This is a genomic window from Serratia grimesii NBRC 13537 (assembly GCF_001590905.1).
Taxonomy (GTDB): domain Bacteria; phylum Pseudomonadota; class Gammaproteobacteria; order Enterobacterales; family Enterobacteriaceae; genus Serratia; species Serratia grimesii.
In genome coordinates, this window is record NZ_BCTT01000003.1 from 309,065 (window position 1) to 324,065 (window position 15,001).

A 15,001-nucleotide genomic window follows, 5' to 3' on the forward strand; every position below is an offset into this window, starting at 1 on the left:
AAATTACAACCACTCACCGAAGCGGCGAATATAGAAACGCTTCATCATCTGCGCCACCACACAGTAGCTGATCAAGGTCCCCGCCAACCACGGGAAGTATTCCCACGGCAGTGGCTGCAATCCGACCAACGCGCCAAGTGGTGAGAATGGCAGATAGATACCCAACCCCATCACCAAAATCGTGGTCAACAGAACAGGCAATGCTGCGGTGCTTTGAATAAACGGAATCTTCTGGGTACGCAGCATATGCACGACCAGCGTTTGCGACAACAGCCCCTCGATAAACCAACCGGACTGGAACAAGGCCTGATGCTCTACGCTGTTGGCGGCGAAGACAAACCACATCAATGCGTAAGTGGTGATGTCGAATATTGACGACGTTGGCCCTATCCACAGCATAAAACGACCAATGTTTTTCGCATCCCACTTCCGTGGTTTACGCAGAAACTCTTTGTCCATCTTGTCCCACGGCAGAGACAATTGAGAAATATCGTACATCAAGTTCTGGATTAACAAATGGATCGCCAGCATCGGCAGGAACGGGATAAATGCGCTGGCCACCAACACGGAAAATACGTTACCGAAGTTGGAACTGGCGGTCATGTTCAAGTACTTGATGATATTCCCGAAGGTTTCACGTCCCTTGATCACGCCCTCTTCCAACACCATCAGGTTTTTTTCCAGCAAAATGATATCCGCCGACTCTTTGGCGATATCAGTACCGGTATCCACCGAGATGCCCACGTCTGCATCGCGCAACGCTGGCGCATCATTGATGCCGTCACCGAGAAAACCGACAGTATGACCATTCGCCTGCAACATCTTCAGCACCCGTGACTTCTGTAGTGGCGTCAGTTTCGTAAAGACGGTGCGCTGCTCCACTTCACGCGCTAACGTTGCATCATCCATTTCGGCAATTTGTGGACCGGAAAGCGGCTCACCCGGCTCCAACCCAACATCACGACAGATTTTGCAGGTGATCACCGGGTTATCACCGGTCAGTACTTTCACTGCCACGCCGTTTTCCTGCAGTGCGGCTATTGCTTCCTGCGCACTTTCTTTCGGTGGATCGAGGAAGGTCAAGAGTCCCTGGATCACCATATCGCGTTCATCGGCCACGCTCAGTGGCAAGGCGTTTTTCTGCTCACCCAGTTCCCGCGTGGCCAAGACCAGCACGCGGAACCCATCCTCGTTATATTGGGCCGCAAGCGCCTGCAACGCTTCACGTCGAGCCTGATCCAGCGGTAAAATCTGCTGCCCTTCACGCACGTGGGTAGCGATTTCCAGCATTTCCTCCACTGCCCCTTTGCAAATCAGGCGCTGTTGGTGGTTTTCATCCGCGACCACGATCGACAGGCGGCGACGCACAAAATCAAACGGCAGCTCGTCAACCTTGCTGAAACGCCCCAGAGCTTCAATACCCGGCTTGCCGCGGCCAAAGCGGATCACCGCTTGATCCATCAAGTTTTTCATTCCACTCTGGTGGAAGCTGTTCAGCCACGCCAGATGCAACACCTCATTATCTCTGGCCCCGCTAACGTCCAGATGATGTTCGAGGATGATGCGATCTTGGGTCAACGTGCCGGTTTTGTCGGTGCAGAGCACGTCCATCGCGCCAAAGTTCTGGATGGCGTTCAGGCGTTTGACCACCACTTTGCGGCGTGACATCGCTATGGCACCCTTCGCCAGGTTAGAACTGACGATCATCGGCAGCATTTCTGGCGTCAGCCCAACGGCCACCGCCAAGGCAAACAACGCCGCTTCGCTCCAGTCGCCTTTGGTGAAACCATTGATCAACAACACGATCGGTACCATCACCAGCATAAAGCGGATCAGCAACCAACTGACGCTGTTCACACCGCGGTCAAACGCCGTTTGCGAACGAGAGCCGACAATCGATTTGGCCAATGAACCAAAGTAGGTACGTCCCCCCGTCGCCACCACAACCGCCGTGGCCGTGCCGCTGGCGACGTTGGTACCCATCAGGCAAATATTCGACAGTTCCAACAACGCATGTTCACTGGAAACCTCATCCTCGCTCGATTTTTGGCTGACGTTACCCATCGCATCGTATTTCTCGATCGGGATTGCCTCTCCGGTCAGGATCGCCTGGCTGATAAACAGATCGCGTGAGGCCAACAGGCGCACATCAGCCGGAATCATATCCCCGGCGGACAGCTTAATAATATCGCCCGGTACCAGTTCACGGATGGGGACTTCCAGCGTCAATGGCTGCGCACTGTAACTGCTGCGACGCAGTACCGTTGCGGTAGTACGCACCATCGACTTCAACGTTTCCGCCGCCTTGTTGGTACGGTATTCCTGCCAGAAACGCAGCAATCCACTGAGTGAAACCATTACCAATATGATGATCACGCCAGTGAGATCGGTTTCTTCACCGCGCCGGGCAGGCAACCAGTAGTCGGTAAAGAAACTGATCGCAGCCAGCACCATCAGCACAAAGATAAACGGGTTATTGAACGCGGCGATTAACTGTACCAGCGCGTGCGGCGCCTTCTCATGGGCAACCTGGTTAACGCCGAACTGCTCGAGACGTTCAACCGCATCGTCCTGAGTTAAGCCATTGCGGTTACATTTTAAATTAGCCAGCGTCTGCTCAACGCTGTTTTTCGCCTCTTGTGCGATGGCGTAAGGCGCCTTTATTTTATCGCGACGGCGAGCTGTTTCATTAATATAGGTCATAACACTATTCTCTTATTTTACTCTGCGCACAGGGATACCCCGCCCGATTAACAGGTGAATAAACACAGAGTGGAATTTATTTAGTTAGCGTAATTAACGCGATTCATCACCGCGCCATACACGCTGAGCAATTAACGTTTCGGGGTCACCGTCCATGACGCCTCCTTATCACTGAGCACAGTGAATATTTATCAATAATTAAACAGGTAATTCAGATGCGATACGCCAGCGTACGGCGCTAACACTTTTCTCGAGACTGACTCGGCAGACAATACCTTCAATTTCTTTTTGCACCGAAGGATTCGCCGTTATTTCTGCACAAACCTCAAGTTGACCAGGAATGGAAATATCGGCACTACGTAATGATTGCAGCCTTAATGCCACGCCATTGAGCGCCTGCAATATCAAGGTACGTACCAATATTTCATCTTGCTCGCCGCAGGTAACCTGAATGCGGTAGCACACCTCGAGATCGGTTGCCTGCTGCTGAGGTTGCAGATTGATGCGCTGAGCGGCTTCACGCAACAAGATGTTGGCACACAGGATCACCAGTGTTGCCAGCACGGCATTCCAATATTGCCCCAGGCCGCACAACACACCAATCGCCGCTGAACACCACAGCGTAGCGGCAGTATTCAAACCGCGGATATTCAGCCCTTCACGCATGATCACGCCCGCCCCCAGGAAACCAATCCCTGAGACAATCTGTGCGGCAACCCGCCCGGCACTGGATGGATCGGTCGACATCGAGCTGAGAATAAATACGGCTGCACCGGTCGCGACTAATGCATTGGTGCGCAAGCCAGCCATACGTTGGCGCCATTGCCGTTCGGCGCCAATAATAGCGCCCAGGCTCATCGCCAGTAATAAATTTAAAACAAAAGGAGTCATAGCCATGACTTTCCCCTTAAATAACTGCAGGAGATAAAATCATGTGCTTTTTAGCACACGCAAAATTGCGCCGATAATAAGTCAGCGATTGAGCGTATTAGTGCCTGGAGGGAAAAGGCTGTGGCTGAAAGTGGCCATAATAACGTCCAAATCAATTCACCCGATGCCAATAGGCAGCAGGAACAACTATAAGATTCGGGTTTGCACAGCTCGGAATAACGTGAGAGGGGTGCTGCCCGCCGTTTTCGGCAAGCAACAAATCAAAAGAGGATTGGTCAGCTTGCCTTGTTTATATCACTGCAACTAAAACTGTCCAATTGTGTTTCCTCATTGAAATTTTGGCTGAGTATAGTGACGCTGAGTGATGATGTAAAGGCGAATTTATTAAACGAAAATTAAACTCAATAATTACTCCTATTTGATGCGTCACACAATTATAACGGATTAACATTGGGCAAGTGAGTGATTACCGATAAACTTCCCCCCTAACAGGACAATCATCCCTAAGGACATCCCGCTTGATGAGCATGCTTCGACTTTCCATTAGCCTCGCCCTGCTTGCCGCTTTTCCTACTAAGGCTCTCATTTTGGAGCAGGGTGCACTCCGTTTCGATATCGATCCGGCCACGTTGCAGATCACGGTAAACAAAACTCAAGTCAACCAGGCTCAGGCCATACAAACCGTGACTGCGCTGCAAAGCACCACCACACAGGCAAGCTGGCAATGGCCAAACAGTGCGATAAACGTTAGCGCCCGGCTGGACGGTAGCGATCTGCGGCTGAGCTTCAGCAGCAACCGGGCACAGACAATGACGTGGTTCACCCTGCCACCGCAGGCAACCACCCTGCTGCTGCCCATTGGCGAAGGCAGCCGCATACCGCTGGATAATCCCGTTTGGCAACATTATCTGGTCAAGGAAATGACGCCGCTGGATACCAACTGGGATCTGAAGCTGCCACTGTGGAGCCAGCAGCAACAGGGTAAGGTTTATAGTTGGCTATTGTTGACCCCCTTCAGCAATCAGGTCAGCTTCGCCAGTGGGAAAGACGCCCTCACTATGCGAGGCAGCCATCAGTTCAACCGTTTTAATCAACAGCAATCTTTCGACGTCTTACTGCACGTGGGGGACACCCTGTTGTCCGGTGCACATCGCTACCGTGAGTATTTGCAACAAAACGGTCAGTTTAGCACTTTGCACGATAAAATCCGCACCGCGCCGGAAGGCGAAAAGTTGATTGGCGCTACGCATATTTATTTATGGGGTGACAAACTGTTGGCGCCGGCTGACGTGAAAAATTGGTCGGGCATGTTGTCCTGGCTGGTCTCTCCCGCAGGGGAAGCGTTGTGGAAAAAAATGGATGCCGATAGCCAGAAAACCGTACGAAAACTGGCAGGAAAAAGCCCGGAAGGCTGGCAGCAGCAAGCCTTGGTTGATGCTCTAAACCAAGCACTGCTGGCGCAGGTGCCGCTTAACGCGACGCCAGATGAAACGGGGTTCCTGCAAGCACAACATCAGCAAGCTGCTCACGTCAGGGCGTTGGCGCAACGCCAGCTTGGGGCCTATCTCGCACCGGCGGACAGCTGGGGCCAGGGGCTGGCGAAACCGCTGATCGACACACTGCACCAAGCCGGACTCCCCCGTCTGTGGCTAGGGACAGATAACTGGACCGCCGAATTCCTGCATCCGCAGGCGGTAGAAAGCGCCAAAAAATCGGGATACCTGATTGCCAGTTACGACTCTTACGACACCGCCATTCCCCGCGGGGTCAACGACAGTTGGCTGACAGCTCAACTGCCGGCATCACTGCGTGAAGAGTGCGCCATCGTACGCGCTGACGGAAGTAAAAAACCCGGCTTTGGCAAACAGGGTTATTACCTGAATCCAGGCTGTGTGCTGCCCTACTCACAGCAGCGCATGCGTGACCTGGTACAACTGGCCGGTCTGAACAGCCTGTTCCTCGACGTTGACGGTACCGGGATGGTGTCCGATGACTATCAGCCCAATCATCCAACTGGCGCAGAACAAATGGCACAGGCCCGCAATGCGCGACTGGCCTGGTTCAGCAATACCCTCCGATTGCCTCTCGGCTCCGAGGATGGCAATGCGGTAACCGCCCGCCACATTATGTTTGCCCACGGCATGGAAACCTGGGGTTTTGGCTGGGGCGATAAGCAAATGAACCAGGATAAATCCTCTCCTTATTATCTCGGCGCATGGTGGCCCAATGCCCAACCGGCCTTCTTCTTCAGCCCGGCCAAGGTGAAGGAACCCTATCGCACCCTAGAGTTCGATCCACGTTATCGCCTGCCAATGTACCAGGCCGTGTTTCATGACGCAGTGATCAGCAGCCATCACTGGAATTACGACAATCTGAAATTTAGCGATGTTAAAACCACGCGTAGCCTACTTAGCCAGTTATATAACACGGCCCCCATGTTCCACCTCAGCCGTGCGACGTTGCAGGCACGCTTGCCACAAATCAAACAAGCCGATGCTGCTTTTCGTCTACTGCACCAAGCGTTGTGGGATAAGGCATTAATCGATTTCCGCTGGCTGGATAACGCAGGTTGGGTGCAGCAAACCACGTTCAGCGATGGCTCAACGCTGACTGCCAACTTTGGTGAGCAGCCATTCAATGGCATCGCCGCCCAAAGCCTGCGTGCCAAACTGGCGGACGGCCGTATCCTGGACTATACCCCGTAATTGAGCGCCAATGGCACTCACAAGCAATGATGAAAGATGGCTCAACTGCTCCGCCGTCATGTCGGTCGGAGTGCACAACACGTGACACAGGCCCCGACCAGCAACCTGGAGTTGATGATGGATACCCTTACGCAAACGCTGCTCTCAGAGATCAGGCAACATCTGGGAGGGCATACTGCCCCAGCGGGGCCGTTGACAGTCAGTGGTGAAGGCGCACTGAGCAGCGCATTCCCCGTCACCGAACTGGCAACTGCCTGCTGGAGTGCTGCGGGGTTAGCCTGCGCTGAACTGCTGAAACACAATCAGGCTGATGCACCACGCGTCTTTGTCGATCGCCGGTTGGCGTCGTTGTGGTTCGGGTGGACATTGCGGCCGTTGGGGTGGACATTACCCGCGGCCTGGGACGCACTGGCAGGTGACTACGCGACCTGCGACGGTTGGATCCGTCTGCATACCAATGCACCGCATCACCGCCGCGCGGTAGAGCACGTGCTCGGTCCACATCAGGATAAAAATGCGCTGGCGCAAAAGGTGCTTACGTGGAAAAAAGGCGATCTGGAACAGGCGGTAATTGAAGCCGGCGGCTGCGCGGCAGAGATGCGTTCGACAGAGGCATGGCGGCAACACGTGCAGGGCAAGAGCGTTGCACTGGAGCCACTGATTCATCAAGCGCAACAAGCAGAAGCCCCGTTGCCAAACTGGGGCCTCCCTACTGCCAGACCACTGTACGGCGTACGGATACTGGACCTGACACGGATTATCGCCGGGCCCGTTGCCACCCGCTTTCTCGCCGGGTTGGGGGCGGACGTATTGCGTATCGATCCTTACGGATGGGATGAGCCCAGCGTTGAACATGACGTGATTCTCGGCAAGCGCTGTGCACGAGTGAACCTGACAAATGCCCACGATCGTCACACCTTCGAACATCTATTGAAAAACGCCGACGTCATCGTCCACGGCTACCGCGCCGGGGCGCTGGAAAAACTGGGGTATGGCGCTGAACAGCGTCGAGCCCTGTCGCCTGGGTTGATCGACGTGTGCCTGAACGCCTATGGCTGGACAGGTCCATGGCGTGGAAGACGTGGTTTCGACAGTTTGGTGCAAATGAGTTGTGGCCTGGCAGAATCAGGTATGGCCTGGAAGGCTGCCGCGGTGCCTGTGCCGCTGCCGGTACAGGCGCTGGATCATGCAACGGGTTACCTGATGGCGGCAGCGGTACTGCACGGCATGCGTCAACGACGACAACAGGGCACTGGCTATAGCGCGCGTTTGTCTCTGGCACGGACAGCACAACTGCTGCTTGACCATCCTTACCCACAGCAACATTCGGTGACACCGCTGGCCCCTGTCGAGACCTCGGATGAAAACCCTGAAACTGAACTTACGCATTGGGGCGCTGCACAACGCCTTATCGCTCCGCTACGGCTGAACGGTACCGCACTGCTCTGGGCACTGCCCGCAACTACCTTGGGCAGTTCACAGCCGGAATGGCTACGACGCTAACTTCCGGTTAGCTGGTGCTGCAACCAGTGCAATAAGGCTTCGACTGCCGGCGTCAACCCGGCGGTCTGTGGCCAAACCAAATAGAAGTCCACCTGATCCAGACGTTGCGCGGGTGCCAGTGCCACCAGTAGCCCTTCTGCCAGCACATCACTCACCAGCCGTTTTTTGACCAGCGCGATACCGAACCCTTGTTCGGCTGCACGGATCAATAACCCCGCATCATTGAACAGGGCCAATGGTCGTTCACATGCCATGTGCTGATGTGCGACAAACCAACTACGCCACGGTGTGACGTCATGCTCTAACAGTGGCATGCCTGGCGCTCCATTATCGAATGCGGTCTGCCACTGTTGCGCCAGAGCGGGAGTGGCAACTGGTACCACTTCGCCAGAGGCAATGCGCTGCGCTTGCATATCGGCCCATTGCCCATTGCCAAGCCGTATAGCCGCATCGAACCCTTTGCGCGATAGATCCTGCACGGCCAACGATGCATCAATATCCAGTGCAATGTCGGCATAAGTCGCGTGGAAAGATGGCAGGCGCGGCATTAACCAATAATGTGCAAAAGAAGGCAGCACGCTGATACGAAGCGCCTGGCTTTGCGCAAGGCGTCTGACCCGGCCTATTCCCTGTTGCAATGCCAACAGTGCCGGCTCGGCAACCGCCAACAACTCACGGCCGGCAGCATTTAGACGCAGACCCCGCCCTTGTCGTTCAAACAATGGACAACCGATCGCTTGCTCGAGCTGTTGAATCTGCTGGCTGATTGCGCCGTGGGTAAGATGCACCTGCTGGGCAGTTGCGCGCAGATTTTCTAACCGCGCGGCAACCACAAAGGTTGGCAGAAGATGCAGTGGAATACGCTCACTTGACATTGGTTAGCTCTGCTATCCAAAAAGGTTATTTTTCATCGATTTTCGCCACAAAGCAAATGGTCTAGGGTATCCCTCTAGCCTCTTCACATCCGGATCCCCCATGCACCCACGTTTACAGCAAGATCTTAACCAGTTTCCTAAGATACTCGAGCACACCCGTCAATTAGCTGACAGCTTCCTGGCGGGCGTGAAACAACGCCCGGTTTGCCCGCCGTTGGCTGCACAACAATTGCAGCAAGGGGATGATCGGCTGGCAGAAAATGGCGACGGCGCGTTGGCGGCGTTGGACGGCTTCTGGCAGCGTTATGCTGATGGCCTTTCTGGCAGTGCCGGGCCACGTTACTTTGGCTTTGTCACGGGTGGCGCGACTCCAGCCGCGTTGGCCGCGGATTGGCTGGTTAGCACCATCGACCAAAATAGCCAACTGAGCCACGACACTGTTGCTGCTGCGATTGAATTGGCAACCATTGTGCAGTTAAAAACCTTGCTTGGCCTGCCCGAGGCATTCAACGGCAGTTTTGTCAGCGGCGCGACCATGGCGAACTTTGTCGGTATTGCCATCGGCCGTCAGTGGTTGGGACAACAACGTGGGATTGATGTTGCCGAACAAGGGCTGGCGGCGTTAGGGCCCATTCAGGTGCTATCGGCAAATGCACACTCAAGCAGTGTGAAAGCACTCAGTATGCTCGGTATCGGTCGTGACGCGCTTAATATTATCGACAGCCAGCCCAATTCTGAGGCTATCGACCCAGAAGCGCTGGAGCGCCATCTGGTTGCCAGTAGCGGTGTGCCAACCATCGTGTTAGCCAGCGCCGGAACTGTCAATACCGTGGCCTTCGACAATCTGCCACGCCTGTTGGCACTGCGTGAACGCTATCCATTCTGGCTGCATGTTGATGCTGCCTTTGGCGGTGTCGCGGCCAGCTCACCCCAATATGCCCCTCGGCTTGCGGGCTGGGAGCAGGCGGACTCCATCACCGTCGATGCACATAAATGGTTAAATGTACCCTACGACAGCGCGATTCAATTCAGCCGTCATTTAGCGTTACAGATGCAAGTCTTCCAAAACCACTCTGCCTATCTGGAAGCACCAACGCTGCGGCCGGACAACTACCTGCATCTGACACCAGAAAACTCACGACGTTTCCGTGCGCTGCCGCTGTGGATGGCGCTAAAAGCCTATGGCCGCAGTGGCATGCAAGATATGGTTGAACGTAATGTGCAACTGGCGCAGCTATTGGGCACAGAGCTGGATGCCAGCGAGGGCTTCCAACTGCTGGCACCGGTTAATCTTAACGTTGTGTGCTTTGCACTTAACAACGTCGAGGGAGATGCCACTGCCGCCCGCGATCGCTTTATCGCCCAACTCGATCGCCAGGGTATCGTACGCTGTACCCCCACCCGCTATAACGGGCAACCGGGGATCCGCGCGGCGCTGGTCAATTGGATGACTCAAGAGGCCGACATTCATCTTGCGTTGGAATCCATGCAACACTGCCGGCAAGCATTGGTCTGAAAACTCAAATTAGCGGTGCGCAGATGCGCTCCGCTCTATTATTACTGCCAGAACCTGCCCTTTCCTGCACTGGATAAGCGACTCACCCTCGATGAAACGAAAAATAGTTCAGCAAAACAAATTAATCACTCGCTGACATTTTTCACATTTGCCTAAATAGCACGAATGGTCACATCAACTCTTTGTTATATCGCCAGTTTTCGTAACAAAAAAATGAGCTAATGTTAACTCAATGTGATTATTGAATATCATAAGTGATAAAGAATGAAAGAATTATCATTATCAAAAACAAAAGAATTAATCATAATATTATGATAATATTATTAAAAATAAAAACACGCATAGTCGACGGAATGTGATTTGCCCAGGAAGTAAGCTAGAAAATGTTAAAAAAACAACACATGAATTTTTTTTAAGAATTTTCCTAGCAATCTAAAATTTCGTTTCGTGACATGATGGGCAGATTCAATGATAAAGATACCAGCAGGCAAGCGGCTCAAGCACAAATTGAGGTCGCAGCCTCACAGCGCTTCCACCAGCAGATTATTCTGACTTAAGCTAAACTTATAGGTTCACAGTGTTAATTAGTTTAGAAAGAAAATATCGTTGAGAACCGTCGAGTTTATTGATAGAACACTGCTTATACGTGATTTTTTTGTTCCTTTTTTTTTGCCTTTTAGGCTTCAGGCTTTTTCTTTTGTTACCGCGGTAAAACGGATTTAAGTGGGGGTGCGATATGCCAACGATCATTATGGATTCATGCAGCTATACCAGATTAGGTTTAACAGACTACCTGACAACACACGGAGTAAAAAAACGCCAGATTAATGCGATTGGCAATATTGACGACCTGCATGAAAAATGCAGCAAGTTGAAACCCAGTCTGGTCTTTATTAACGAAGACTGCTTCATACACGAAGCCAATGCTACCGAACGTATAAAAGGGGTGATTTCACTGCACCCTGATACTTTATTTTTCATTTTTATGGCTATCACCAACGTACATTTTGACGATTATTTATATGTTCGTAAAAATGTCATCATCTCGTCAAAATCCATCAAACCAGAGACTATGAATCAACTACTTAGTCACTATCTGGAGAGAAAAGCCCCCCGTGCGGAAAAAAGCTCATTTGACCAAACACCTGTGACACTGAGCCAGACTGAGTCAAATATGTTACGCATGTGGATGTCAGGTCAGGGAACTATCCAGATATCCGACCAGATGCAAATTAAAGCCAAGACCGTCTCTTCCCACAAGGGAAATATCAAAAGAAAAATTAAAACGCACAACAAGCAGATTATCTACCATGTTGTTCGTTTGACCGACACACTGACCAGTGGAATATTTGTCAATAGCCGCTAGTTAAAAAGGTTGTCGTATACTGTGCCAAACGTTGGTTTTAAATGTCGTTCAGACCGTCGTACTGAAAATTTCGCATTTAAATAACCTAAATACCTGCTCGCGACGACACGCTCGGCCGCGACGGGTATTCCCGCAGTAAAAACCCGCTTATTAATACCACCCCGGAATCATTACCACGCATAACCCTTGCGAATTAAATTAATGCACTGAGAAGTATCGCATTTTGCGAAACAATTACTTGGGTACAGCCTGCCGTAATTCAACGAAGGTACCATCGCGGCTGTCAATCTCGTTAAAGAACCACACGCCCGCAGGATAGTCCTCCAAAGAAACCAGATACATTACCCCTTCATTAAACTCCTCTACCGCCAGGATCACACCTTCACGCCGCTGTTTACCATCCGTTTTTACCGTGACCAGATCGTTAACTTTCATGCCTTACCCCATCATTTATCATTGATGTCAGTGTATTACAGAATGAGGTGTGAAAAATACCGTACACAGTCAGTTAATCTGCAGCTCATCTGCATAGTGCTTTCCTAAAGCGTAGCAGGCGACCGTGCTAGCGGCTTTTCACTTTCTTAACGTTTTGTCCGCAGAATCTTAAGTCCGCAACAGGTAGTCTGTTCATCGGTGCTTCCCCCCAGAGAAGTACCAGCAAATGAAGAAGTAACAAGGAACTTTTGCCCGCAGACTTGCGGGCTTTTTTTTGCCTGCGATAAATTACAGACACAAAAAAACCCGCCTTGGCGGGTTTTTATTAATCAGCAGAAGCCGATTAGATAGCGGTAACGTTAGCCGCTGACGGACCTTTAGCACCGTTCTCGATAGAGAACTGTACGTTCTGGCCTTCAGCCAGGGTCTTGAAGCCTTGATCCTGGATAGCAGAGAAGTGTACGAACACGTCTTTGCTGCCGTCTGCTGGAGTGATGAAACCAAAACCTTTAGACTCGTTGAACCACTTCACTTGACCTTTGATCATGTTAGACATGTCTAATTCCTTCAATATTAAATTTACGCCACCATGGGCAAGATATAGCCGGTCATCAGTTACTTATGGAGGCACTAGAAAGGAAATTCGTCAGAGAAGAGCTATCTAGGATAACGCTTTAAATTTGAACTACTTTACTCAAAATGTCGTGCATAAATAGGTCTGTACCACAGGCCGAGAAGCATTAACTCATGATGGGACTTTAATAGCAACTCTTTTTGTTAGCCCCTTTGTGGAAACGGGGCTAAACGCACAGGATTCAATCCATTTTGCTCAATTTATCGTCATTTCTGGCGGTGTTTTCCGGATAACGGAGGCAATGCAAAGCCACAATACTTGCAAAATAAGGCTTCTGTTTCGTGGCCACCCCGTTGACATTGTTCACAATTTCGCCTTTCACGGTTACGTTGCAGCTCCTGTGACATATAGGCCGTCAGGATGCCGGTCGGTACCGCGATGATCGAATAGCCCAACAGGATGAGTACCGAAGTCAATAAGCGCCCCACCGGCGTATGAGGAACGATATCACCGTATCCCACCGTGGTCAGCGTCACCACAGCCCAATACACTGATGCCGCCAGGCTGGTAAAACCGCCGGTCCCTCCCTCAACGGCATACATTAGACCACCGAACACACACAGCACCACGGCGACAAAACCAAAAAACATCGCCAACTTATGGCGCGCCAGCTTAATGCTGCGCCAAATCATCCCCATCTCACTCATATAACGCAGAAGCTTCAGGACCCGTAGCACACGCAGTATTCGCAAAACGCGCAACAGCATCACAAACTCTACCGTCATATGTGGGAACAGCCAGATGATGTAGAGCGGCAGCACCGTCAGCAAGTCAACTACGCCAAAAAAACTGAAGGCATAGTGTTGCTCGCGTGGTGTACACCACAGTCGCAACAGATACTCGAGAGTGAAAATGACGGTAAAAACCACCTCCGCCCAGAAGAAAAGATAAATAGCTTCCTGGCCCGGAAAATACAAAGCGCTACCACCCGGCTCAAGAAACAACAGAACAACGCTGAGTAACGCCGTACTGACCCAAAACGTTTCCATTCGTCGGCCAGACCGGAAATGATTGTCGAAGAGCAGCCGATAGCTGCGTTGGCGCCAGCCGAGCACCGCGGTGTTAATGGTCATAGCCTGATGTCTTATAAAGAGAAGTTGCTCATATACTAGCCCTGAACATGAGCGCAGCCAAATCCCCAATCCCAACAGGTGTTACACATGATAGTAATTCTCGTCTCTCTGTTTTATAGTTGCGCTGCGTAACTATAAAGGGAGATCGACCATGCTGAGATGGCATACGCTCGCAGCCTCTTGCTGCACCGCTCTGTTGATGCTGAGCACCCCAGCCCTGGCGCTGGACCTGTCTTACACCGCTCCGGAGCCTAGCATCACACCAGCACCTGCCCCGCAAAAGGCACTCGGCCCGACGAAGAAAACAGGCAAACCTCCTGTGGTCTGGTCAGAGTCAGAAGACAAAACCGGTTTTCGCGTTGATATGGAGTGTGATCACCCTGGCTGCAGCCGCCAACGCTCCAACATGTATTCAGGCATTAACGGCCCGGTAAAAAAAACCGATCGTCGTCGCCAGTCAGATCCTTACTCCACCAATCAGGATCCTGAGTACAGTGTGAACATGGGATATCAATGGTAGCCGCTCTTTAAGAGTTATCCCTATATCGGTGACGGCGTACGGTTCATACAATGAGGTTCTGTTCACCACTTCTCCTGGTGCTGAGCACAACAAGCTGTGTTGCAATTTTTTATGCGCCTCCCTATAGGCGCTTTTTTTATGCTTAAATATCAGTCACCTGCCGCCTTACAGAATGGTCTCATTGCGCCATAACGTGATTACTGTCACAAATAGCCGCTCCTTAGCCACGCTATATCGGAGGTTGGCCAGATGGCGACTGAATATGTATCTTTGCTGGTGGTGTTAGCCGGCATCGCAGGGTTTGCACTGTATAAACACTTTAAATCACAGAAGAAAAACACCCTGCTGCGTCCGCACGATCGTTGACGGAAGCATTTCTGAGGCAGGATCTTCACACCCTGCCTCAGGCCACAAAATTGCACCCTGTCATTTTTTTATCACAAAATTGTCACAATACAGCCATATCATGGTCGCGACTATCCGCACTGGCTTAACACCAAGGATTTCGTTATGACCACCATAAAAGCAACAAACCACCAGGAAGCAGAAAAGCTGATCCGTTACGGCACAGCAAAAAAAATTGAACTGGCTTACGACATCGACAGTGATGACTTTTTCCAGCTCGCCAGCCTATGGTGTGATAGAGGCGCCAAAATCTCCAAAGGGAAAGAACATTTTATCGTGTCGTTGAAAGGTTTTCGCATCCCTCCGAACGATTAATACCCTGCCGCCCCTGCGGCGGCGCCCCCTTCCCCTGTATTAAACCGCTCAATGATCTAC

At 51.7% G+C, this 15,001-nt stretch carries 13 protein-coding genes; 7 read left to right on the forward strand and 6 right to left on the reverse strand.

Annotation, left to right across the window (positions count from 1 at the left end; genetic code table 11):
- Window positions 1-3: 3 nt before the first annotated feature.
- A complete protein-coding gene (gene mgtA / locus SGR01S_RS03815) occupies window positions 4-2,703 on the reverse strand; it encodes a magnesium-translocating P-type ATPase (protein ID WP_061806572.1) in 2,700 nt (899 codons plus the stop codon).
- 198 nt (window positions 2,704-2,901) lie between these two features.
- Complete coding sequence (locus SGR01S_RS03820) at window positions 2,902-3,600, reverse strand: MgtC family protein (protein WP_037417310.1); 699 nt, start codon at window positions 3,598-3,600, stop codon at window positions 2,902-2,904.
- A 515-nt stretch (window positions 3,601-4,115) separates the two neighbouring features.
- Between SGR01S_RS03820 and SGR01S_RS03825 the strand changes: the two genes are divergently transcribed.
- Complete coding sequence (locus SGR01S_RS03825) at window positions 4,116-6,299, forward strand: glycoside hydrolase (RefSeq protein ID WP_061806573.1); 2,184 nt, start codon at window positions 4,116-4,118, stop codon at window positions 6,297-6,299.
- A gap of 117 nt (window positions 6,300-6,416) precedes the next feature.
- A complete protein-coding gene (locus SGR01S_RS03830; RefSeq protein ID WP_061806671.1) occupies window positions 6,417-7,802 on the forward strand; it encodes a CoA transferase in 1,386 nt (461 codons plus the stop codon).
- Here SGR01S_RS03830 and SGR01S_RS03835 read toward each other — a convergent pair.
- The gene (locus tag SGR01S_RS03835; protein ID WP_037417304.1) at window positions 7,799-8,677 is read right to left on the reverse strand and encodes a LysR substrate-binding domain-containing protein; all 879 of its coding nucleotides are present in this window, start codon (window positions 8,675-8,677) and stop codon (window positions 7,799-7,801) included. The genes SGR01S_RS03830 and SGR01S_RS03835 overlap by 4 nt on opposite strands.
- A 100-nt stretch (window positions 8,678-8,777) precedes the next feature.
- Here SGR01S_RS03835 and SGR01S_RS03840 point away from each other — a divergent pair, with 100 nt between their 5' ends.
- Together SGR01S_RS03840 and rcsA are read left to right on the forward strand one after the other, a co-directional pair.
- Complete coding sequence (locus SGR01S_RS03840; RefSeq protein WP_061806574.1) at window positions 8,778-10,193, forward strand: pyridoxal phosphate-dependent decarboxylase family protein; 1,416 nt, start codon at window positions 8,778-8,780, stop codon at window positions 10,191-10,193.
- A 736-nt stretch (window positions 10,194-10,929) separates the two neighbouring features.
- Complete coding sequence (gene rcsA / locus SGR01S_RS03845; protein ID WP_061806575.1) at window positions 10,930-11,559, forward strand: transcriptional regulator RcsA; 630 nt, start codon at window positions 10,930-10,932, stop codon at window positions 11,557-11,559.
- Between the two features lie 234 nt (window positions 11,560-11,793).
- Here rcsA and dsrB read toward each other — a convergent pair whose 3' ends face one another.
- From dsrB to SGR01S_RS03860, 3 genes are all read right to left on the reverse strand, one after another.
- Window positions 11,794-11,994 carry a protein DsrB gene (gene dsrB / locus SGR01S_RS03850; RefSeq protein ID WP_037417297.1) on the reverse strand — a complete coding sequence of 67 codons (201 nt, stop codon included), beginning with the start codon at window positions 11,992-11,994 and terminating at the stop codon, window positions 11,794-11,796.
- 343 nt (window positions 11,995-12,337) lie between these two features.
- A complete protein-coding gene (gene cspE, locus SGR01S_RS03855) occupies window positions 12,338-12,550 on the reverse strand; it encodes a transcription antiterminator/RNA stability regulator CspE (RefSeq protein ID WP_004946278.1) in 213 nt (70 codons plus the stop codon).
- Between the two features lie 284 nt (window positions 12,551-12,834).
- Window positions 12,835-13,701: an ion transporter gene (locus SGR01S_RS03860; RefSeq protein WP_061806576.1), complete on the reverse strand. Its 867-nt coding sequence runs from the start codon at window positions 13,699-13,701 to the stop codon at window positions 12,835-12,837.
- Window positions 13,702-13,852: 151 nt separating this feature from the next.
- On the opposite strand from SGR01S_RS03860, the gene SGR01S_RS03865 reads away from it, so the two are divergent.
- The 3 genes from SGR01S_RS03865 (at window position 13,853) to SGR01S_RS03870 (ending at window position 14,941) form a co-directional block, all read left to right on the forward strand.
- Window positions 13,853-14,221 (forward strand): hypothetical protein, encoded by a 369-nt coding sequence (locus SGR01S_RS03865; protein ID WP_037417294.1) that lies wholly within the window; start codon window positions 13,853-13,855, stop codon window positions 14,219-14,221.
- A 249-nt stretch (window positions 14,222-14,470) separates the two neighbouring features.
- The gene (locus SGR01S_RS24425; protein ID WP_172479785.1) at window positions 14,471-14,587 is read left to right on the forward strand and encodes a FeoB-associated Cys-rich membrane protein; all 117 of its coding nucleotides are present in this window, start codon (window positions 14,471-14,473) and stop codon (window positions 14,585-14,587) included.
- A 144-nt stretch (window positions 14,588-14,731) separates the two neighbouring features.
- Entirely contained in the window at window positions 14,732-14,941 is a 210-nt protein-coding gene (locus SGR01S_RS03870; protein WP_061806577.1) for a hypothetical protein, read from the forward strand.
- Window positions 14,942-15,001 lie beyond the last annotated feature (60 nt).